General features: G+C 62.8%; 17 protein-coding genes and 1 pseudogene. 9 read left to right on the top strand and 9 right to left on the bottom strand.

Annotated elements, in window-relative coordinates; genetic code table 11:
- Window position 1 precedes the first annotated feature (1 nt).
- The 6 genes from AC5P8R_RS13115 to AC5P8R_RS13090 all read left to right on the top strand — a co-directional run bounded on the left by AC5P8R_RS13115 (window position 2) and on the right by AC5P8R_RS13090 (window position 3444).
- Window positions 2-334 (top strand): ArsR/SmtB family transcription factor, encoded by a 333-nt coding sequence (locus tag AC5P8R_RS13115; RefSeq protein ID WP_014646883.1) that lies wholly within the window; start codon window positions 2-4, stop codon window positions 332-334.
- Window positions 335-336: 2 nt separating this feature from the next.
- Window positions 337-795: an SRPBCC family protein gene (locus AC5P8R_RS13110; RefSeq protein ID WP_180835750.1), complete on the top strand. Its 459-nt coding sequence runs from the start codon at window positions 337-339 to the stop codon at window positions 793-795.
- A 134-nt stretch (window positions 796-929) separates the two neighbouring features.
- Window positions 930-1349 (top strand): helix-turn-helix domain-containing protein, encoded by a 420-nt coding sequence (locus AC5P8R_RS13105; RefSeq protein ID WP_014646881.1) that lies wholly within the window; start codon window positions 930-932, stop codon window positions 1347-1349.
- Window positions 1346-2212 (top strand): alpha/beta fold hydrolase, encoded by an 867-nt coding sequence (locus AC5P8R_RS13100; RefSeq protein ID WP_495223508.1) that lies wholly within the window; start codon window positions 1346-1348, stop codon window positions 2210-2212. The genes AC5P8R_RS13105 and AC5P8R_RS13100 overlap by 4 nt, the downstream gene beginning before the upstream one ends.
- Window positions 2205-2582, top strand: coding sequence for a DUF4180 domain-containing protein (locus AC5P8R_RS13095; RefSeq protein WP_169412083.1), 378 nt, complete (start codon window positions 2205-2207; stop codon window positions 2580-2582). The genes AC5P8R_RS13100 and AC5P8R_RS13095 overlap by 8 nt, the downstream gene beginning before the upstream one ends.
- A gap of 97 nt (window positions 2583-2679) precedes the next feature.
- Window positions 2680-3444 carry a COG4705 family protein gene (locus AC5P8R_RS13090; RefSeq protein ID WP_032958119.1) on the top strand — a complete coding sequence of 255 codons (765 nt, stop codon included), beginning with the start codon at window positions 2680-2682 and terminating at the stop codon, window positions 3442-3444.
- Here AC5P8R_RS13090 and AC5P8R_RS13085 read toward each other — a convergent pair.
- From AC5P8R_RS13085 to AC5P8R_RS13075, 3 genes and pseudogenes are all read right to left on the bottom strand, one after another.
- A complete protein-coding gene (locus AC5P8R_RS13085) occupies window positions 3441-4223 on the bottom strand; it encodes a 3-hydroxybutyrate dehydrogenase (protein WP_075076776.1) in 783 nt (260 codons plus the stop codon). The two genes, AC5P8R_RS13090 and AC5P8R_RS13085, sit on opposite strands and share 4 nt — an antisense overlap.
- 83 nt (window positions 4224-4306) lie before the next feature.
- A complete protein-coding gene (locus AC5P8R_RS13080) occupies window positions 4307-4786 on the bottom strand; it encodes a hypothetical protein (RefSeq protein WP_495223507.1) in 480 nt (159 codons plus the stop codon).
- A gap of 74 nt (window positions 4787-4860) precedes the next feature.
- Window positions 4861-5578, bottom strand: a pseudogene (locus AC5P8R_RS13075) (hypothetical protein).
- 700 nt (window positions 5579-6278) lie between these two features.
- Here AC5P8R_RS13075 and AC5P8R_RS13070 point away from each other — a divergent pair.
- Entirely contained in the window at window positions 6279-6854 is a 576-nt protein-coding gene (locus AC5P8R_RS13070; RefSeq protein ID WP_495223506.1) for a 5' nucleotidase, NT5C type, read from the top strand.
- Window positions 6855-6948: 94 nt separating this feature from the next.
- Here AC5P8R_RS13070 and AC5P8R_RS13065 read toward each other — a convergent pair whose 3' ends face one another.
- The gene (locus AC5P8R_RS13065; RefSeq protein WP_495223505.1) at window positions 6949-7788 is read right to left on the bottom strand and encodes a type 1 glutamine amidotransferase domain-containing protein; all 840 of its coding nucleotides are present in this window, start codon (window positions 7786-7788) and stop codon (window positions 6949-6951) included.
- A gap of 97 nt (window positions 7789-7885) precedes the next feature.
- Here AC5P8R_RS13065 and AC5P8R_RS13060 point away from each other — a divergent pair, with 97 nt between their 5' ends.
- Together AC5P8R_RS13060 and AC5P8R_RS13055 are read left to right on the top strand one after the other, a co-directional pair.
- The gene (locus AC5P8R_RS13060) at window positions 7886-8803 is read left to right on the top strand and encodes a LysR family transcriptional regulator (RefSeq protein ID WP_495223504.1); all 918 of its coding nucleotides are present in this window, start codon (window positions 7886-7888) and stop codon (window positions 8801-8803) included.
- Between the two features lie 541 nt (window positions 8804-9344).
- Window positions 9345-9701: a hypothetical protein gene (locus AC5P8R_RS13055; RefSeq protein ID WP_164077644.1), complete on the top strand. Its 357-nt coding sequence runs from the start codon at window positions 9345-9347 to the stop codon at window positions 9699-9701.
- Window positions 9702-9943: 242 nt separating this feature from the next.
- Here AC5P8R_RS13055 and AC5P8R_RS13050 read toward each other — a convergent pair whose 3' ends face one another.
- The 5 genes from AC5P8R_RS13050 to AC5P8R_RS13030 are packed head-to-tail and all read right to left on the bottom strand — an operon-like array spanning window position 9944 to window position 22225.
- Window positions 9944-11659, bottom strand: a complete 1716-nt coding sequence (locus AC5P8R_RS13050) for a GmrSD restriction endonuclease domain-containing protein (RefSeq protein ID WP_053494846.1) — start codon at window positions 11657-11659, stop codon at window positions 9944-9946.
- 13 nt (window positions 11660-11672) lie between these two features.
- A complete protein-coding gene (locus AC5P8R_RS13045) occupies window positions 11673-12440 on the bottom strand; it encodes an HNH endonuclease (protein WP_164077645.1) in 768 nt (255 codons plus the stop codon).
- Window positions 12441-12489: 49 nt separating this feature from the next.
- Window positions 12490-14421: a chromosome segregation protein SMC gene (locus AC5P8R_RS13040; protein WP_239510520.1), complete on the bottom strand. Its 1932-nt coding sequence runs from the start codon at window positions 14419-14421 to the stop codon at window positions 12490-12492.
- A 1-nt stretch (window position 14422) separates the two neighbouring features.
- Window positions 14423-19411, bottom strand: a complete 4989-nt coding sequence (locus AC5P8R_RS13035) for an Eco57I restriction-modification methylase domain-containing protein (protein WP_164077646.1) — start codon at window positions 19409-19411, stop codon at window positions 14423-14425.
- 24 nt (window positions 19412-19435) lie between these two features.
- Window positions 19436-22225, bottom strand: coding sequence for a DUF8741 domain-containing protein (locus tag AC5P8R_RS13030; protein ID WP_164077647.1), 2790 nt, complete (start codon window positions 22223-22225; stop codon window positions 19436-19438).
- Window positions 22226-22229: the final 4 nt, after the last annotated feature.

Genomic DNA, 22229 nt, shown 5'->3' with positions numbered 1-22229 from the left:
CATGGCGGTAGACCACCTGCGCGACGCAGACAAGGTGTTCAAGGCACTGGCCGATCCCACGCGCCGGACGCTGCTGGATCTGCTCTGCAAGGACAACGGGCAGACGCTGGGCCAGCTGTGCGAACACCTGGACATGGCCCGGCAATCGGTCACCCAGCACCTGGGCCTGCTGGAAGACGCCAACCTGATCAGTACCGTGCGCCGTGGCCGCGAGAAGCTGCACTTCATCAACCCGGTGCCCCTGCATGAAGTCTACGAACGCTGGGTACGCAAGTTCGAGCAGCAGCGCCTGAGCCTGCTGCATGACCTGAAACGCGAACTGGAAGGAGAATGACGATGTCTGCAGAGTCAACCCGCTTCATCCACGTGATCTACATCGCGTCCACGCCACAGAAGGTGTTCGAGGCCATCACCCGCCCCGAGATCGCCAGTCGCTACTGGGGTCACGAGAACGTCTCGGACTGGAAACCGGGCTCGCGCTGGCAGCACGTGCGCGCCAACGAAACGCGCTCGGTCGAGCTGGTCGGCGAAGTGGTGGAAAGCACCCCGCCCTCGCGCCTGGTCATCACCTGGGCAGCCGCCTCGCAGGCCGACAATCCCGCTGCCTACAGCCGCGTCACCTTCGACATCGTGCCCTACCAGGACATGGTGCGGCTGACGGTTACCCATGAGGAGCTGGAACCGGGCAGCGGCATGGATACCGGCATCCGCCAGGGCTGGCCGATCGTGCTGTCCAGCCTGAAGTCGCTGCTGGAAACCGGCAAGGGGCTGGATGTGTTCGCCAAGCCAGCGTAGCCGTCGGGAGGGTTGGCCCGCGCGAGCGGCACCGGGCAGATGGCCCGCTGTCGCCGTCGCCGCGCAATCCCCAATCGCTCCCGAAAATTGCATTTTATGGAACAATAGGGAGCGCATGGTTCTCGAGTTCCGTTATGTCCCCCGCGTTGCTAACCGTCGATCAGGCTGCCCAGCAGCTCAGCCTGCACCCCAAAACCGTCCTGCGGCATATCCGTAGCGGCCAACTGCGCGCGACCCGCATCGGCAAGTCCTATCGCATCACCGCCGAAGACCTCGACGTGTTCACCGGCACCGTGCGTCAGCCCTCCGCTGCGCGCCCACAGCTGACCACGGTGGTGGATATTCCCGGATGCGGTGCGGCACGTGCCGCCGACCTGGTGCGTGCCCTGCATGCGCGCGTCACCGGCCGCGAGGCCGACGATGAGCCGCTGCGCATGGAGACGATCTATTCGCCTGAGCACGATGTGCTCAAGCTGATCGTGATCGGTGGCCTGGCAGGTTCCACGGCGCTGCTGGTCAGCCTGCAGCGTCTGCTGCAGGACCGCAGCGAATGAAGCGGCAGCGCCCCGGCATTCCCACGCAGCACGTACTTGCCGCCTATCGCCAGGTGCTTTCGGACTGGCCGGTACCACACGAATCGCATCATCTCGCCACCCGCGCCGGTTCGACATTTGTGGGCAGCTGCGGCCCGGAACACGGCCCTGCCCTGGTGCTGCTGCATGGCACCCTCAGCAATGCCGCCAGCTGGATGTTCGATGCCGAATGCTGGAGCGAGTACTACCGCGTGCATGCCGTCGACATCATTGGCGAACCGGGCCTCAGCGAAGGCACGCAACCTGCGCTGGACAGCGACGCGCATGCGCAATGGCTGGATGATGTCCTCGACGCACTTGGCGTGGAAAGCGCAGCATTCGTGGGCCTGTCGTTCGGCGGCTTCCTGGCACTGGACTACGCGCTGCGAAGGCCTGCCCGGGTCAACGCACTGGTCCTGGTCAGCCCCTCGGGTATCGGGCGCCAGCGTGCATTCCTGCTCAAGGCGCTGCCACTGTTGCTGCTTGGCCGATGGGGACGCGAGCGCCTGCGTCGCGCGGTCATGGGTCCCGCGCCACTGCATGCACCTGCACGTGCGCAGCCGCTGCTCGACCTGCTGGCATTGATCCGTGCCGAGGTTCGGCCACGTCCGCTACGCATTCCCCGCATCAGCGACGAGCGCCTGGCTACGTTGCATCCGCCGGCAGCCCTTGTCATGGGCGCGCGTGATGCCCTCATCGACACCCCTGCCGCCGCCGAACGCATGAAGCGGCTCGTCCCGACGGCGGACGTCACCCTGCTCGCAGACGCCTATCACTACATCCCCGGCCTGCGCGAAGACATCCTCGCCCGGCTGCGTCAACTGCAGAACCTCCAGCATGAATGATTCCATTGAACACTTCGGCACCACTCGCCTCCTGCGCATCGCGCCGCAGGGCCCCGCACTCGATGCCAACGGCCTGCGCGACCTGGTCGGCGATGCCCTTGGGCACCAGGCCGAGTGGATCGCCGTTCCGGTGCAGCGCCTTTCGGCAGACTTCTTCGAGCTGCGCTCCGGCATGGCCGGGCAATGGCTGCAGATGCTGGTGAACTACCGCCTGCACTTCGCCGTCCTGGGCGATGTCAGCGGCTACCGCGCACGGAGCGAATCGCTGGACGCGTGGATCACCGAATGCAACCGCGGCCGCGACGGCTGCTTCGTGGCCGACTGGGGCGCCCTGCTGGCGCGCCTTTCGGCCCCCGCCAGCGCCGGCTGAACGCCGCCCCCACGCTCACCCTCGCCAAACCTGGTTCCGACTGCACTCCGACGCCGCCCGCCACAGCATCACCCGCGGGCTCCCCAGGCGACGTTCGATGCGCGCTTCAGACGCAGATTCCCTGCACAGCAAAGTGGCGGCGGTCACCCTCGGCTTCTGGGTGATGAAGATCGCCGCCACCACCCTCGGCGAGACTGCGGGCGATCTGCTGTCGATGACGCTCAATCTGGGCTACGTGGCCAGCTCGGCCATCCTGCTGGCGATCTTTGCCGGCCTGCTGGGCATGCAGTTGTCGGCGCGGCGCTTCCACCCGGTGCTGTTCTGGTCGGTGGTGCTGGCGACCAGCACCGCTGGCACCACCCTGTCCGACCTGATCGACCGCACGCTCGGCCTGGGCTACGCCACCGGCGCCAGTCTGCTGGCCGGCTGCCTGGCGCTGGTGCTGCTGGCTTGGCGGGTGTCGGAAAAGTCGATCTCGGTCAGCAACATCGCATCGCGCCGTGCCGAAGGCTTCTACTGGACCGCCGTGCTGTTCTCCAACACGCTCGGCACCGCGCTGGGTGATTTCCTCGCCGACGATTCCGGGCTGGGCTTCACCGGCGGCGCCCTGCTGATCGGCAGCCTCATCGCGCTTACCGCGCTGGCCAGCCGCATCAAGGGCATCAACCGGGTCATCCTGTTCTGGATCGCCTTCGTGCTCACCCGCCCGTTCGGCGCCACCTTCGGCGACCTGCTCACCAAACCGCTGGAAAAAGGCGGCCTGGGCTTCGGCACAGTCGGCTCGTCGCTGGTGCTGTTCACCCTCCTCGCCACGCTGGTGGCACTGCCGATGCTGCAGCGCAAGGCGCAGCCAGCCAGCTAGCGCGCCGTCCAGCCCCCATCCACCGGCAGCGCCGTTCCGGTGATCTGCGCCGCAGCGTCCGAGGCCAGGAACACCACCGTCTCACCCAGCTGATCGGGCGTCACGAACTGCAACGACGGCTGCTTCTCAGCCAGCAGCTCACGCGCGGCGGTCTCCTGATCCGTGCCTTCGCGCTCGGCCAACGCGGTGATCTGCTGCTCGACCAGCGCCGTCCGCACCCAGCCCGGGCAGATCGCATTGGCGGTAATGCCGGTCCCCGCATTCTCCAGCGCGGTCACCTTGGTGAAGCCCACCACTCCATGCTTGGCCGCCACGTAGGCCGACTTGTTCACCGAGCCCACCAACCCGTGCACCGACGCAATGTTGATGATGCGGCCGGCGCCCTGCTGCTTCATGTGCGGCAAGGCCGCCGCCGTTGCATGGAACACCGCCGAGAGATTCAGCGCCAGAATCGCATCCCACTTTTCGACCGGGAATTCCTCGATCGACGCGGTGTGCTGGATGCCCGCGTTGTTTACCAGGATGTCGATGCGCCCCATCGTCGCAACGGCGCGATCGATCATCCCGCGCACCGCCTCGCCATGGGAAAGGTCGGCGCCGTCATGCGCCACGCGCACGCCGAACTCGGCTTCCAGTTTGGAACGAATCCGCTCGATCTCCGCCGCATCGCCGAAGCCGTTCAGCACGATGTCCGCGCCTTGCCGGGCCAGCGCGGTCGCAATGCCAAGACCGATACCGCTGGTGGAGCCGGTGACCACCGCGACCTTTCCACTGAGCATGGGCGAGCTTCCATTGGGGGTGGGCTGCCAGTGTAGCGTTACCGGCTCGCCGCTTTAACTGACACCCTCAAGTCGGCCCACAGCTAGAAGCGGATGCCTGCCCGATCAACGGTCGCCAACGGATTGGCCTTCCGCACCGCCTCCAGGAACAGCAGGAAATCGCGATTGAACAGCGTCAGGTTGTTGGTGAACGTCACGCACTTTCTGCCCGATGCTTTGCTGAAGCACACCTGCCAGACATAGCGCCCGTAGATCTTGTCGGACGTTCGTGTGACTGAGGTGATCTGCGAAAGCGAAACCGCCGTAGGCACCGGCCCACGCCGCAGGTAAAAGGACGCCGCATCAAAGAAGTAGTGCTCCCGATCCTCTTTCCCATCCACCATCGCCAAGGTCATGGATGTACCGGAGATCCGGCGAGGGGGATCCAAACGCAGCCCCGATTTCACGGACGAGCGAGCAGTTGCTGACATTCGCCGAAGGATGAACCAAAGGATCACCAACGGAAGCGCCGCAACGACAATGAAGCCTGCAGTCTTCAAAACAGTTTCCAGCGTGCTTGGCACACAGATCTCCAGGATGAACTTTCAGGCGATGCCCAATCCACGCCATGCGTGGATGACTCTCCCCCAACGCCTTTTCACTTCCAATGATCCGGCCCCAGGAACGGCAGGCTTAGCACAAACACCGGCACGGCCACAGGGATCAGCGCCGCGCCGAGCACCTTGCTCGCCGCCGAACCCGCACCCGGCTTGTCCTCCCTCTCCGGCAGGATCCGCTGCGCCCGCGCATTGATCGGCTGTACCAGCTTCCCCTTCTCTGCCAGCGCCGCAGCATCCGACAACTTCACCCGCTCGCCCTCGCCCTCGAACAGCGCGCTGTAGTAGATGCCGCCCTTCTTTGATAGATTGCAGGCGCGGTCAAACGCCAGCGCGTAGCGGGTCCGGTCCATCGGCAGGTAGTAGCGCGACCGCTCCTCCACGGCCTTGGCCTCACGTGGGAGCACCTCAATCCGCTCCGGCCTGCTCTGCCGTTACCTGCTCCGGCCGCAGCAGCAGCGCATAGCTGCCATGCACCTTGGCCTTGTTGGCCGGGTCGCGCCAGTCTTCATGGAAGTACATCTGCGCGCAGGCCACCGCCTCGCGCAGCGGGCTGTCCATCAGCGCGCGGTACTCGCGGAACGGCGCGGCATTGAAGCGCATCGGCTCGTCATAGTGCGGCAACAGGTACAGCTGGCCGTCGTCGGCCACGAACGCACTGGTGATCTCGCGGCTTGAGGCGTGCTCCTCCGGGCCACTGGCACAGCCGGACAGCAGGCCAAGGCACAGGGCGGAGAGAATGAAGAAGGGCGTTCGCATATCGTGTTCGAGGGCTTGCTTGGGAAAACGGCCCCGCCCGGAGGGACGAGGCAAGCCCGTCATGGTGCCATGCCGGCCTTGCCCTGCCCAATCAAACTGCTGGAGATCGAGCGGGTTCAAGCCGCTGGCGCTGGTCGGCGTGATACATTGAGTGCGCCTGGACATGCATGTTCAGTGACGTTCCTGGATCAGTCTGGAACGAGCGCCACAGGCATATCCCCGTTCGGCCTTTCCGTAGCGCGTTGGGATTATCCAATCACCAGCGCGCCAGATTGCTCCTTGGTTGGCGAAATGAGCCAGTGGCTGGGGCCATGCGTCTTGGGCAACGGCCAGAGCAGCCACTCGGCACGCCTTTGAAGAATCGCCGCGATATATACCGCATTTCAAGCGTGCCGATTACGGCATCTGCCGGGCGGCATCGCCGTGAGGCGATGCCCATCTCAGTTTCAATTCTGGTTGGTGGTGCCCGTATTGTGTTGTTACGGCGCGGTGCACCGTCCCGCTGCAGCAGCGCCTGATGGACTCAAGAGGCACTCTGGCGTTCCGCATTGGTGCGGTTGCAGGCCATCACTCTTTCGCCCTGGACCGACGCCAGCGGCATCGCGATTGCTGCCATGTCTGTCGCAATCGCCAAACACTTTGCCCCGCTACTGGGGAACCGATGAAAAAGAAAGCCCACTCTTGAGAGGAGAGCGCGTAAATGAACGCTGATGATGTGAAGTCAATACCGATGATGGACCCGCTCGCCAACCGGCACACAGGTGGATCGAGTGCATCCAGACGCACCATCTACGTAGATCTTGATGGCGTAATGGCCGACTTCGACGCGGCATTCCCCGCCCTGTTTGGCCTGGACCACCGCGTGCTTGCCGACGATGAAATGTGGGGGCACATCAACAACCACCCGTCGTTCTTCCGCGACCTACCGCCGATGCACGGTGCAGTGGAGTTCTTCCACAGCATCCACCACTTGAACCCGGTGATTCTCACTGCCTGCCCGAAATCGAACTATCCGCTCGCCGCGATGCAGAAGCGACAGTGGGTCCGCGAACACCTGTCAGCAACCTGCCTGGTGTTGCCGGTACTCGGCGGCAGGCACAAGCCTCTCTTCATGCACCAGCCGGGCGATGTTCTGATCGACGATTTCGAAGCGAACTGTGATGCCTGGACAGCGGCCGGAGGCGTGGCGATCAGGCACGCCGGCGATTGGACCGCGACGCGTCACGCGCTTTCCCAGATTGAAGATCTGTCAGGAATAGCGCTCGCGAAGGGCTGATGCCCTCTCTGCCGACCACGGTGGCACTTCCATAGACAGGCCGAGGCGCTGGCCCCTCGGCCCCAAGGCTGGCAACCTGCTGTGCAGCCCCGCCCTACTTCAACCGCTCCACTAACCGCTGCCCGACCTCCAGCCCCGAGGCCGGGTTCTGCCCGGTAATCAGCTCGCGGTCCACCACCACATGCCCGGTCCACGGCGTGGTGTTGCTGCTGAACTTCGCCCCCGCCCGCTGCAGCGCGGTCTGCGGGTAGAACTTCATCTCACCGCCGCCCAGCAGCGGCTTGGCCTGCTCTTCTTCCTGGTTGCTGATCACCGTCATCTGGTAGCCGCTGTAGATCCACTTCGGCGTAGCCGGCATCGCACCCGCTTCCAGCTTCGCCACGAAACCCGCCGCATCCGGCAGCGTGGACAGCAGTGCGATCGGCCCATGGCAGACCAGCGCGGTGGTCTTGTTGCGCTGGTGGAAGTCGGCCAGCAGCCGGCCCAGCGCCGGGCTCTTCAGCAGGTCCTGCATCGGCGCGTGGCCACCGGGAATGTAGACCGCATCGAAACGCGCGTAGCCCTGCTGCTCGATGCGTGCCAGGCTGACCACCGGCGAGGCCGTCGGCGAGGTCAGCGCCAGTTTCTCCAGCAGCTCCTTGTGCAGCGTCAGCTGCGCGGCATCGTTACCGAAGTACGCCGGCGTCACCGAGGACGCATCCACCGTCGGCGCCCGCCCCTGCGGCGTGGCGAAGGTCACCTCGTGGCCGGCGTCCAGCAGCAGCTTGACCGGCTGCATCAACTCGTTGAGATAGAAGCCGGTGGACAGCACCTTGCCGTCCTTCAGGTCCAGGTGGTTTTCGTCGGACAGCACCACCAGCACGTTGGCGGCATGCGCGCCGCTGGCAGCCAGGGTCAGGGCCAGCGCTGCGGCCAGCCGGGTCATCAGGTTCATGGGATAGCTCCTATCGGGGAATGGCCGCCACTTTATTCATCGCCGCTGCGGCGATAAATTGGCCTCCTTGCAAAGGATCTGTTCCCCGGAGAGCCAAATGAGCCGCAAGTTCGACTACCTGGGCGATGTGGAGGTGTTCCTTGCGGTGGTCGAGCACGGCTCGTTCACCGCCGGCGCGGTGGCGCTGTCCACCACGCCCTCGGTGCTGAGCCGCGCGGTCACCCGCCTGGAAGCGCGGCTGGGCCGGCAGCTGCTGCAGCGGACCACGCGCCGCGTGGGCCTGACCGATGCCGGGCGGCTCTATCGGGAACAGGTGCGCACCGCCTTCGGCCTGTTGGACGACGCCGAGCGCGACGTACTGGCCCAGGACGGTGCGCTGGCCGGCCGCGTGCGCCTGAGCGTGCCCACCACCTATGGCCACTACCGGCTGCCGCCCGTGCTGGCGCGCTTTGCGCAGCAGTACCCGCAGGTGCAGGTGGAACTGAACATCACCAACCGCAACGTGGACCTGGTGGCCGAAGGCTTCGACCTGGCCATCCGCCTGGGCCAGCTGCCGGATAGCGGCCTGGTGGCGCGCAAGCTGGAAGACGCGCCGCTGCTGCTGGTAGCCGCGCCGGACTACCTGCAGCGCCGTGGCACGCCGCAGACGCTGGACGACCTGCAGCAGCACCTGTGCCTGCCCTTCGTGATGCCGCGTACGGGGCGGCTGGCGCCATGGGTCTTCCGCGACGGTGGGCGCGACGTGGACTGGCTGCCGCGCTCGTCCATCGAGACCTCTGACGATGTGCTGGGCGTGGTGTCGCTGGCCGAACAGGGCATCGGCATCTGCCAGAGCTATGAGTTCATCGTGCGCGAGCGGTTGCAGCGTGGGCAGCTGATGGAGGTGCTGCCGCAGCTGCGGGGGCGGTCAAGGCCGTTCTCGGTGATCTATGCGCCGCACCGGCGGCAATCGGCTGCGGCGCGGGCGATGATTGAGTTGTTGGTGGGGAATGCGGCTGAGGATGGGGTGGGTTGAGGCTGCGAGGCTCGCTGGCGTTGTCGGGTTTGAACCGCTTTTCAGGGTATGCGGTTGATTCGGCGCCATTGCCATCCGGCTCGGACTAAGAACTGTTGCAAAGCAGGCCGTCGCGCTATTCGCTTGTGCCGTGGGCGATTGCGCCAGTTTGATTCGCCATCAGCAGAGCAGCTGCGCAAATGCGTCTGCTGGCGTCGCGTGCTGCGCGAAAGGTGCGTGCAACAATAGTTCTTCGCTCTCGGATTCCGCGATTCCTTCGCGAATTTCTATTGGCATTCGAAGCGGCCACGTAACCAACATGACGCGCCACCGACAACGGGTGGCCGGGCCTGCAAACCCGAACTGTTAGTTGTTTACGCTTACCCGCCGGCACCGTCCTTAACCGGTGCCGGCGGGTAATCCGTCGGCCTTTCTGGCGGGCGGTGCGTGGGGGTCTTCGGACCCGCCGGGTACTGACAACTATCGTCCGGTTTGCAGCCACGCATCGTCCGCCACCCTCTTCGCGGTGGCGCTGTTAAGCACAGCCACGGAAGCCGACGCCATGAACGAATCCGACACCTTCTCCTCGTACACCGTTGTTGAGCCCATCAACGACGACCCTCCCCTGCCCGACCTAAACTCCCTGCTCGGCATCCTCAAGCGCATGCGCGGCTGCGAGGGCGCTGATGGCCACCCTTGGCCAGAAACCGATGTGTCGCCCGGGCGTCGCGTGAGCCTGGCTAGAAGTGAGCGCGCGATGGTTGGCGCATTGACGGTGCTGGAGTTGCTACACGCGGCAGACCGCTGCCGGGTGGCAGCGGAGCCGGAACGGCATTTGGATGAGGGGGTGGTTGATGGGTTGTTCTTGGCTTGCCGAGGGTTGGTTGAGTGGGCGTGCCACGAGGTTAGGTCGGAGTGACTGCGCTCACATTTGACAAGGTCAACGCCATTCGTTGCATCAACGTCCGTTTCCGACAGAAGCGGACTTCCAGGAAGGATCTCCTGCCGTCGCCGAACGCCAGTTGCATGCATCCTCAACGCGTGCCGTCACTTTCTCCCAGGCCTCCGGCCAGCGGCAGGCGCTACCTACGGAGTTGATCAGAGCATCCCTAGGTCAGGCGGTATGAGACACGTGCCATACACACACAGCCGCCTACCCGCTCACTCTGCAGGCCCAACAAACGTATTCAGCGCCATTGCAATCCTCTTGCGTCGCTCAAGCAAGAAAGCCTTGTAGCTTTCCACTTCCAGCAGCGATGCCTCAACCGGGATGCACTGTGCTGCGAACGCTAGCTCGCCAAGCTGGTCCACCAGCGGGGGCAGGTAAACCGCCGGGGCCTTGTCGCTGATCGCGCGATTCGTCTTGCCGCCGATGAATCCCAGATTGGCGATGTCATCCGCCTCGCGGGCAGTGAAGCTGGTCTTCAATACGGCTTTGGGGAAAATGTGATGGAACTGCAAGCGATGCTGGGCGCCCGAATGATCCAGAGCAATGGTCAATTGGCTGAACCAATCTTTCGCACCGGCAGCGCGGAAAGCCAGGAACATCGTCTTGAACAGCGCACTACGCTGGTTGCGCCCTTCCAGCTCCTCTGCGGTAATGTCCAGACGGCCGAACTGCAGCCGCAGCCGGTCGATCAGCTCGCGCACCGCTCCGCCCTGACGAATATTTGCCAAATCCTGATCCAGAATGGTTTCGCTGGAGCCTCGGGAGAAGCGGCCTTTGGCATTGGCCATCAGCGCCCAGTAGCGCAGTTGGCGGGCCTCATCGTTGCTCAGCGCATAGTTGCGGCTATGCCCGAAATACGCCAGCACCACCAGCAGGAAAGGCGACGACAACAGTGCCGGGCTATCGATGCCAAGATTGCTGCGCAGGAAGTTGAGCGCGAATTCCATGCCATTGCAGGCTTCTTTCCATGCCTTCTGCAGCTTCTCCACATTCAGGCTACCCACGATCTGAAAACGTGATTGGCCGGTGGCAAACGCCATCAAATTCTTCAAGTGCAAACCGAGATCAAGGTCAAAGCCCGTCTTGGCGCATGCCTTCTGGAAATCCTGAAACGTCTGTAGCGAGTGCCGCCACTTGGCAGTGATCTGCGCCAGAGCCAAGTCGGAACTGCGCAGCTTGGCTCCCAGTGAATTGACCCGGACGAAGATTTCCGTGACCTCATCATAGGAAAGCGTGCGTTCCAGCACGTCCATCCGATAAACGTACTTGCGGATGCCACGCAGCCGGGCGAGGCGCTGGCTGTACTTCTCGTACCGCGGATCGTCAAAACCACTAATGCCAGCGCGTTTGAGGAAAGGCGCATCGCTGTCGGTCTTGAACACTTCTGACACTTTTACCCAATGCGGCAACTGCTCCAGCTTCCTCGTGGCCACCACGAACGTCATCTTGTTGAAGCGCTTGAGCAGTTCATCCTCGGTCGAGTCCGCCTCATCGCCAATCAGTTCGCTATCGTCATCAGCATCGTTCTCGTCGTCGCCGTTCTCTTCCACTTCGGTCACCACCGCCAACTGGTCGGGATGTTCCAAGTTGAACAGCAAGTCGATAGGCCGGCGGCGACCGCGCACCGATACTGGCTCGCCGCGAATGACGGCAGAGAGCGATGTCAGACGCTGCTGACCATCCAGCAGAAGCCGCGTGCTCTGGTAAGGATTCGTGCTTTGGCTGACCGCGAAATCCTGCAGCGGAACAGCCTCGTCGGTTTCCCAAAGCAGGATTGCGCCCGAAGGGTAGCCGCGATACAGCGAATCCAGCAGATCGCGCACTCGCGTGGAGCGCCACACATACTGGCGCTGCATCTCTGGCAAGCGCAGTTCGCCCCGCTCGATCATTGATACCAGTTCTTCAACGCTTGCTTCGGCCTTGGCCATGTTTTTCCTTCGATCAGGCACCGAGCAGGAAGCGCTCGCGGTGCCACTGTAAATAATGCCGGTGCTCGCTGGCCAGCCAGCGCAACGTCATTCCCGAATGAATGCCAAGCCCAGGCAGATCGCTTTGAGACAGGCGGGTGCTGGTCAGCAGATGCCCGGCATCGTCGAAGCTGATCAGAAAGCGATCGAACAGCGCATCGAGATTGGCCACCAGCAGAAAGCCGTTGAAGGCATCCAACCGCTCGGCATCGTCGGCACATTCGGCCCAGGGTTTGGCATGGCTAGCACGCAGGGCTTCAGGCACCGCGACGCCAGTCACTGCGCAGGAACCGCCCCAGTAGATCAGCAAGGCATCGCGGTAACGCGCCTGCCCCACGCGCTGACGCACCAGGCGTTCGACTTCCGTGCCGCGGGCTTCGGCAGACATCGTCTCGACAACTTGCGCCACGGCCGCGTGGTAGTCACGCACTGCCTGATTCGGCAACGCCTGCGACAGGCTGGCCGTGCGGCGCAGAAGAGCCGCCAAATCGGGCAGAGTCGGCACACAAAACACGTCATCGGCTCCGGCCCAGGGTTGGAAACTGCGCAACAGTTCCGGCAGCAGCGCGGGCGTAGCCGGTTGAAGGCGCAAGCCGAAGCCATCGGCCGATGCCGTCACTACCGCCTGGCTGCGATGGCGAGCCGAAGCCAGTATCACCGCATCGCCAGCGGATGACAGCACGTGCTCGAAGCCGTTGTCGTGGCCGGTTTTTTCGATGAGGGCGCGTTGTAGAGGATTCATTCAACCAACTCTGGGCGCAGTCTTCGGAAACTCATTCCTGCCTCTCCTTTTACAAATCTCTTTTTAAGAGACGATCGGAAGCTGGCGAACCGCGAAGCTGCAAAGCGAGCCAAGGTTCTTGGGCATACTCTTTCGGAGGCGGGGTAGTAGTCGTCACGATGTACTGAAACAAGGGGGCCGATCCACGTCCTTCCAGTTCATGCACAAGATGAAATAAACCGTGGTACAAAGCGAGCCCAAGGTCGGCTTCACGTGGGCTGTCATGGATCAGGAAAGCCGGAAGCCTCGTGTCACCATCGATACTCATGCACAGGGTCGCGAGATCGAAAACCACGACTTTCAGCGAATCGATCGCAGATGTCGAACGATCCCCGCCCATCTGGACAACCAGGCTCAGTCCGTTTCCGGTCAATCGGATTTCGCCATTGGCTTCAGGTCCGACTAAGCGTCGGATGATTGGGTCGAACTTCTGGGCAAGCTTCGAGAAAACAGTCGCATTCTGGTTTTGCAGCGTCGCGATCCGCTCCCGCACTTGCTCTATCTCAGTTTGATGCCTAGCCAGGCGGGTTTCGGTAGTTTGCTGCTGTTCGAGCAGCGAGGCCAGGCGCTCGACATCGTCCACGGCCTTGCGTGCGGTATACCACGCCCCATCGCGCTGTTCGCGAAGCTTCAGCAGGTTCTGGTAATGCTCTTCCCTGCGCGTTGCATCCTGTTTCGCCAACGCCAGCTCAGGTCGTAACTGCTTCAGTAGCGATTGGGCTGACTCCAGACGCTCCTGTTCATCCTTGAGCGCTTTTTTGCCGCTCTCCAACCTAGCCTTGCAGGCCTCCAGATCTGGAACCTTGTGTGACAACCCGCATTGGCTCGCCAGCACGCGGTCAATGGGCACCTCGCAGATGGGACAAGGATAATTTTCTGCTTCCTTGAGCGAGTAGGCTAATGTTGGATATTCTCCCTTGATCGCGGATATCGCCCGCTCGATGGCTGGTATCACAGCCTCTTGCCTTCCGATATCGGCCTGGATCCTTGCCACCTCCGCTTGGGCATTTTCGTGCGCCTGCCGCACGGAGTCGGTATCCGGAGTCGCGCCCGCACCATTGGACTGGGCTTCCACTGCCAACCGCTCCTGCGCCGCCCTACGCAGGATTTCGACACCCAGAGTGCCCTGCGCAAGTTCATCGTCCGTAACGCCAAGCCCTTCCAGAAGCTGCTTTCTCAACTTGCGGATTTCCCAGGCGCGATGGCCTATTTCCTGCTCTTGGCTACGGCTCGACTCGCTCATTGCGGCGATGTCGACGCGGAGTGTCTGTTCGGAGGGGTCGATGGCGTTCAACAGGGCTCGCAGTGCCTCCAGCCGCTCAGTTCGATTCAATCCCCTCGCCGGCGACTCCGAGTCGGATAGTGAGGATCGCCATTCAAGAACATGGTCGAATCTGCATTCCTGATCCCTGCTCAACAGCGCCAAGGCAATCTGCCAGGCCTGATGCCCTTGTTTCTTGCCAGCGATCAGATCTCTGACGCCCGGAGTCAGCAGATTCTCTTCGATGGCGTTGAGCAGCGGAGACAGACTCGTGGCCGGCATTTCGCTGAGAACAAGCTCATCAAGATTGCCATCCAGTACCGCGAAATGCCGCCGCCGTATGCCCAAGGGTCGAAGAACAGCCCAACATGCGCCATCCAACACGACTTCCATGCCAACCCATCCGTTAGGAAACGCCGAGCCAATTCCGTCGCGCTGATCTTCGGGAGCAAACTTATCCTCGCCCAAGCAATAGCGCAACAGCCTGCAGAACAAGGTCTTTCCTCCGCCATGGCCGATGCCATTGTCGTCCGGCGTCCACACGATATTCAGGCCTGGACGTAATGAAACATCCCGCAAGGGCAACTCCCCTGGCTTTTCCCATATCACCAGCCGCTTGATCCATAAACGTGGTTCGCGCATCTGTGCCGGCGGAGTAAGGCATAGCTGTTGCTGGAACATGTCAGGCTGCGGCTTCAATCCATCCCCCTATCTCGTCAGGCAATTCGCGAATGACACGATCGAAGTCTTGCCCTCGCGCTTGCAGGAAAACAAGAATCATCTGGGCACGTCCTTCCGCCCATTCGGCAGCAGGTACATCTAGTTCGCCACCTTTGGCCCAAGTCCCCGCTCCAAGATCTTCAATCAGGTAGCCACTGCTTCGGAGGAAGCGCACAGCCCCGCCCCAAGCCTGATTTGCGCGCGGTATGAAGCTCAACACCGCCCCGGGCAGCGGCCTAGCTTCTTCTCCTACCAGGCGTTGCCAATCCAGAGCATCCTGCGCATCCAGCAAAGGCGTCATCAGCCTGGGCTCAAGCGCCAAGACGGCGGCGAGACGTACATGGCGCACTGGCCATGGGGCCTGCGCAGCCTTGAGCAAGGCGGCCAAGGCCACCCCCGTCTCCGCACCTTCATTCTGTTGTGGTCGTGCCCAGATTCCATCAGGCAGGGACGCTCGATCGACGACCTGCCGAGCCGTGGCTTCAGCCTGAACAGGCAATGCGTCTTCTATCTTGAAGCCTCGCTTGAAAGCTTCCAACACCAGATGCTGGGTGCGGTACTGCACGTGATCGCGACGGGTTTCGCCATCGACACTGGCCAATCGAAGGGGCGTGACTGACGTCTCTCTGTACGCTCCGAAATCCCGCAGCTCATTGTTTCGGAGCACGCGGAAGGTTTCGCTGGGGTAGTCGGCCCCCATTACGTCGGCGGGGTCGAGGATATAGCGCAGTTCTTCCTCGGTGAGGCCGTAGAGTTTGGCGTAATAGGCGTCGAGTTCGGCGCGCAGGGTGGCGCGGCGGTCGAGGTCGAAGGTGAAAGGCTGGCCTTCGTAGCCCAAATCTCTGGCCCAAGCGGCAAGGTCGTGGGTGGTGTAGGTCAGTTCCAGTACGCGCGGCACGATGAAAGCGAGGTCGGCCTCGGTGTAGCGGTCTGGCGGCAATACGGGAAGCTGTTTGTAGATGAAGTAATTCATGTGCGTGCCACCTGTCTTGTGCCGCGCCACAAAGTCAAATACCAGCGCAGACAGGTTGGCGAGAAGCGCAGCGAATCGTGCACGGTTTCCCCCGTCGGGGAATAGCATCAATGGCATCTGATTGCCAACGCCAGCCAACGGAACCACCGACGCGATGACCGTCCGCTCATTAGTCGCATTGGTGATATCCCGCCAACCCATCAACCACTGCGGGCAGGCAACCTGCAGCCAGTGTTCGGCTAGGGCGAGCACGGCGTGCTCGTCCGCCAAGGGCGTCTCCGATGCAGGCAGATGGCCGTAGTCGGCGGCGAGCGCCAGCAGAGCGCTCTCGGCTTCATGATCAATGGTGTACCAGGCCGTAGTGTTGCTGGAGCCATGCGTGTAGAGCTGCGCCTTGGCTTCGCATTCGGCGGGCAGGCAATCGTCATTCAAGGGTTGCAGGCTTTCCGAGCTGTTGCTCACGAGGCCCAGCGATGTGGGTGCGATTGTCTGCGCATAGGGCTGGCGGGCTACAAAGGCTCTCCAGGCGGGGTACGCACCCATGCTTGGATTGACGCTGCGCTGTTCCATGAGGTGCGAACCGAACAACAAATGGGTCACGCTGAGCACGGTCTCCTGTGCATTGCCGTCCTTAAGGGCTTTCAGCAATCCTTCGGGCAAACGGGCAACACGCAGCCAGACTTCGCGGGACTCAACCCAGTAGCGTGGGGTGACAGAGAATGCCGGGTCGGCCTTCTCGACCGGCGAGACGTCGCGGCTGTTGCCGTCTAACGAGTAGGTGGCCCAGCGGTGGTCGAACTGGTGGATGAGCTTTGCTTCGTACAGTGGCAATCGATCCGGACCGGGCTCTGCCTTGAACAAATGACTGGCGCTGGTCATGTTGAAGAGGCCTTGCGAGAAGGTAATGCCCCACGGGTTCTGCGCGGGCTCCACCACCCTGGCGTACTTGCCCTCACCTTCAACCACGGCATCGCGCATCAGCACCGGAGCGGCTCCGTAGAGCTTTTTGGTCAGTTCCGCATCGCGTTCGCTGCGGAAAACCGGGCAGGTGAGCGTGTTGGGGTTGATGAGGCGGAACTCGTCGGGCGTGAGGGTGAAGCGACGGCGCGGGTCGGCCAGTTGGCTGACTTGGGTGGCGAAGCAGACGAACTCGGCCTGCTCCGCGGCCCCCAAGGTGAGCAGGCAGAACTTCATGCGGCTGTCGACAGCTAGGAACAGCTTTTCGCGGTTCTCGATGTCGTACAGGCTGATCAGCCGCCGGTTCTGCGTGATATGGCCAAAGTATGCCTTGGTGCTGTCGTCTGTGGCGATGCCGGTGGGCACGATAAAACCCGCTCGACCGCTGTCGGCATGGATCTGCAGGATTGTTTCGGCAAACAAGGGATAGGTGTTGAGCTTGCCAACGGCCGTCAGCGGAAAGCGTCCCGACTCCCGGTAGAAATTGTTTGCAGCTGCGATCCGCTGGCTTTCCTTGACAAACTCATCCCACAGACGCGGATCGGTTTCAGGCAGCGCAGCAATGGCTTGCTTGCGTGCATCGCCCGCCAGTTTCGCGATGTGCTGAGCACGCGTGGCGAAGAACTCTTCTTCGCCCATCTGCGACACCTCCCAAGGCGGATTGCCCAGCACGCAGTCGAAGCCACCTTGCGCGAACACCTGCGGGAAGGCCAGCGGCCAATGGAACACGCGGGCTTGTTCGCAGGCCGTGCGTGCGGCGGCGATGGGGGCGGCGTGCTCGGTCTGGGTGCGTTGCGGGTCGGTCAGCAGCGCATGCAGGGTGATGCTAGTGGGCACGGTGTCGGCGGTGTCCTCCGCCTTGGGCAGCAGGTAGGCGCCCACAAGCACATCGGCGGCGCGGGCTAACGGGCTGCGGGCGGATTCTTCCAGAAAGCCCCGCCAGGCATTTTCCTTGGCCACCACTTGTTCAGGCCTGTCGGCGGGCAGGGATTCTATGGCGCGTAAGGCTTCGAGACCGCTGCCGTTGTCCTCGCCCAGCAGCATCTGCCTGCCTTGCAGATCCTTGGAAATCTGCTTGAGGCCGGCGGCGTTGACCTTAGCCAGTTCTTTACACACATCCTTGTCGTCGCCACTCAAAGGCTTGAAGGCTTCCTTCGCGATGCCTTGTTCCAGAACGTTCAGGTCGGTCAGGCCCAGAAGGGCGTCGCCCACTTGCAGGTGGTGGTCGAGAAAACCCAGCGGCCGGCCTTCCTCGTAGCCTTCCAACCACAGTGCCATGCGCGCCAGTTCGATGGCCATGGGGTTGCGATCCACCCCATATATGCAGCGGGCCACCACTTCGCGCAGGGCGTGGCGGTAGTCGAGTGGCTGGATGGCACCTTCCTGTCCGCCTTCGAGGCTGCGCAACTGAGCCAGCTTTTCCGCCAAGCGGCGGGCGGCGGCCAGCAAGAAGTGGCCGCTGCCGCAAGCCGGATCAACGACGCGGATGGCCAGCAGTGCCTCGGTGGGATTGGCCGGACGGGCCGCCAGGCGCTCTTCGATGACAGGATCGAGTGCACTCCTAATCAGTTCCTGCACCAGGCTGTCGGGAGTGTAGTAGCTGCCGGTGAGCTTGCGGGCGTTGCCTGCGGTGCTGCCCTCCTCGGTGCGGCCGACGAAGCCAAACGTGCGCGCCGGTAGGTCGATGGCGGGCACCAGTTCCAGCAGGCTTTCATAGACGCTGCCCAGTTCTTCCGGCCCCATGTTGCGGTAGTCCACCGGGGTGAGACTGCCACCCTTGCCTTGCCCGACGACGGCCCAGCGCAGGTGCTGCATGGCGGTGAGCAGATGGGAGTTGTCCAAGCTGGCGTTATCCAGAGCAGGGCATTGCTCCGGTGCGAATAGGCCACCCAGCGCGGGCAGCGCCAGGCGGGGCTCACCTCGCGCCAGGCCACGAAACACGATGCGGATGGTTTGCCATTGGTCGTCATGACGCGTGCGGGCGCGACGCTTGAGGCAGAGTTCGCGCAGGCGGGCCAGTGAGTAGCCTTCGGCATAGTCGAGGCGGGCAGTCTGTGCTTCGTCGCTGTCTGCCTGGGGGTGCAGCACGCCGCGTTCCTCGACCGTGAAGACAAAGATAAGGCGGTAGATCAGGCGCAGCAGTTGCTGAAAGAAGTCGTCCTTGCTGAGCGAACCGTCGTTCAGAGCGTTGCGCAGGGCTTGGTTGGCGGAGTGTTGCAGAAAGCCTTGGCCGAGTGTCAGCAGAGCTTGTTCGACACCATTGCGCAGACCATCGCGCACGCGGGTGCCTTCCTCCTGGCCCTCGTTGCGCCATTGTTCCCAGATGCACACCGCAGCGTCTCGGCCGAGGCAGGATGCGCGGCTGGCGTGCAGCAGACGCCAGACATTGGCGAATTCGGCATAACGCTGCCCACCAAGCAGGTCGGCCAGATCCACTTCGAGAAAGCTGGGACGGGTGAGCGAGGCAGCGTCGCGCAGCAGGCGCAGTTGTTTGCCGTTGCTGACGATGCCCCATTGCAGCGGTTCACTGGCGTTGAGCAATTCCTGCATGGCCTGGAACGGGGCCTTCTTACTGTTGCCGCCGCCCTGCACGGCAAAGCATGCGTCGGCCTCGTCCAGCCCCAGAGTGTGCGGGGCTACCAGTACGGGCAGGCTGCCAGCCATTAGGCTGATGGGATAGCGCAGTTCGCCCACTTGCTGTGTTGCCGTAGCTTGCAAGGTCGCGTAGCCAAACGAATCGCGCAGAAGTTCGCGGATGAAGGCGGTGGTGAGCTGCGCAGCATCGATGTCGGCGCGCCCAATCTGCGCGGCGAAATGCCGCCATTGAGCGCAGGCAATCTGGAAGGCGCGGCTGTATTCGTCCTTGAGCTTGACGCCCTTGGGGGTGCCGTAGTCGGCCTCTAGTTGTGCGTTAGCGCGGCCCTGAGCGGCTTTTTCCAGCTGATCGGGCAGGAACAGCCCACCTTCAAGCTTGAGGGTGGGCAGGTTCAGCGTGGCCTGGGCCTTGCGGATGCGTTTCACGGTTGTTCTTCTCCAGGCCGAAGCTTATAGCGAGTCAGGCAGCAGCACGTACACACCCATCACATCCACAGGTAGGCAGGGGCTGACGCTGTACTGGCCCACGTCACGGGTGGCCTCGCGCACGCGCTGGTGGTCGGCCAGCAGGGCATCAGCCCGCTCTTGGGCTACCGCTTGTAGCTGCTGCGGATGCGCGGCGAGGAAGTCGAGCGCGGTGCGAATCTCGCGCTTTGCCGCCTCCGGCGGCAGATTTCCGCTCGGCGCGCATTCGAGCAGGCGACTCACGCCATCGTCGACCAGCCATTGGGGAGCATTGCGGCCCTGCACAGCCAGAGCAACGGTTTCCTCCGCCATCATCTGGAAGGGCTCGCGACGGCGTACGTAGCTGAGCTGGTGGCGCAGACGCAGTAGATAAAGGGTGGTGACGACCTCTACGTCGTTGGTAAGAGTGGCAGCACAACGGGCGGCCAGCGGACGTTCACCTCCAAGTGCGTCTTCCAGCAGGTACTGAGCCAGCAGCCCAACCAACGGGTGACTGCGATGCAGTCCGTTGAGTTCGATGAGCTGGGGTTCGTCGATACCGTCGTCGGTCAAGCGTTGGCGCAGGATTTCGGGGAGGTGCTGCGGTAAGAAGCGTGCAGACTGCTTGCGGCCGATCTCCAGCGGTGACCCCAGCCGCACGCAAGCGCTCTGCAGAAAGCGCGACACGTCAGCATGGGTGCCCAAAGCCTTCTGCTGTTTGTGCCATTCGGGTAGCACCTCGTCTGGCTTGATGCGACGCTGGGCGAACACGGTGCGATTGGCCTTGGCTTTTTCCAGCGCGTCGCGCCATTGGGCCTGTAGAGGAGCGAGCATCTGCTCCGACTCACCAAAGTCGAATGCGACCTGCGGCGATGCGGCACGACCGTCGCTGCGCTTTATCAATGCCGACCTGACCAAGGCCTGATTGATGCGGGCTTCGTCCTCGGGCATGGGAACGAGCACGCCGAGCTCCTTCTGAATGGCCTCGGCCTTCTTGAGGATGACGTTAAGCACGAAGCCATCCACCGGGTTGTCTTGCCCGTAGAGCATGGTGCAGCGCACTTCATCGGCATGCTGCCCGAAACGATCGACGCGGCCTTCGCGTTGTTCGTGGCGAGTGGGGTTCCAGGCCAGATCGTAGTGGACGACAGCAGTGAACAGATGTTGCAGGTTGATGCCTTCGGAGAGGCAGTCGGTCGCAACTAGGATGCGTTGCTCAGCATCCTCCAGCTCATCCACACGCTCTCGGCGCTCTTCGGGAGTGAGTTCGCCGGTGACGGCATCGACGGTAGCTTTGGGGAAAGCGGCCTTGAGGTGTTCGGCCACGTAGTGCGCGGTGGCGATGTAGCGGCAGAACACCACCGGGTGATAGTCATCCTTCACTAGGAGGTCAATATGCCGGATGAGCGCAGCCAGCTTTGGATCACCGGCCTTGCCAGAAAGACGTTGCGCGTCCGCGATCAAGGCCTGCAGACGCGGCGCAGCGTCCTGCACCTGGGCAGGCGGCTCCAGGTCACTGGCGGAGAGGTCGTCGGCTTCGCCATCGTGCAGGCGCTCGTCGCTGAGAAGCGCCTCATCCGGCACAGTGCCTTCCAGCCGTGTGGTCAACGCCTTGACGGCAGCTGCGGGCGACGATGCCACGCAGCGCAGCAATGCCAGAGTGGCGTACCAAATGAGGCGCGCGCTGCCTTGTTGTTCTTGCTGCTCAACGGTTTCAGCCAGTTCGCGGCAGTAGTCCTGCACTGCGTCGAAGAACGCGCCCCATTCGCCGCTGAGTTGATAGGTAAGCTCGGTTTTCATGCGGCGGGGAAAACCTCGTCCGTCATGGGTCTCCGCCTGCCATTCAACGATGTCTTTGCGGCGGCGCTGGACGAAGTGGCGGGCCAGTTCCTGACGCAGTGGGTCGGAGGCCGTCATTCGGCCTTGCAAGGCCGCAAAGCGCGGATCGAGCAGCGACAGCAAGTTGTAGAAGGCGGTCTCGTCACCAGAGTGAGGGGTCGCGGTCAGCAGAATCAGGTGTCGCTGCGTGTCACGGGCAAGGCGTTGCAGCAACTCGAAGCGCAATTGCTTGCCTGCACCGCTGCTGGCGCAGGTGTGGGCCTCGTCAACGATGATGCATTCGGGGGCGGTAGCGAGAAACTGTTCGCGGTGGCGTTCGCTCTTGATGTAGTCCAGGCTGACGACCACCACGGAATGATGGTCGAACAGGCTCACTCCATGCGGAAGATCACGTTCGATGCGGGAGGCCGAAGACGAAGTCAACGCCACGGCCTGAAGGTTGAAGCGGGTTTCCAACTCACTTTGCCACTGCTCGACAAGGTGCGGCGGGCAGAGAATGGCCAGGCGGGCGATTTCGCCACGATCCATGAGCTCTCGTACGATCAGGCCGGCTTCGACGGTCTTGCCGATGCCCACGTCATCAGCGATCAGCAGGCGCACAGTGGACAGGCGCAGTGCCATCAGCAACGGTACAAGTTGGTAGCCGCGAGGCTCCACCGCGATATTGCCAAAGGATCGGAACGGGCCCGCGCCTGCGCGCAGGGTCAGGCGCAAGGCATCGCGTAGCAACAGCGCGGCGGCATGGTTGCCGGCGCGTGCAGGATCGGGCCAGTCGAAGGTGGCGGGTTCGACGGGATGCAGTTCCAACTCGGGGATCAAGGCGATGCTTTCGTCATCGGCGCCGCTCAATGGGCGCAGACGCAGCCAGTCGCGGCGGGAGCCGCTCTGCACTACCCATTCGCGGCCTCGGGCGCGCACCAGGTTGCCGGGCAGAAAGTCGTGTTCGAGGATCGTCATGCGC

The sequence above is a fragment of the Stenotrophomonas sp. YJH_SMC_73 genome, assembly GCF_059370155.1.
Note: the sequence above shows the minus strand (reverse complement) of the source record. Positions and strands in the feature narration are given on the sequence as shown.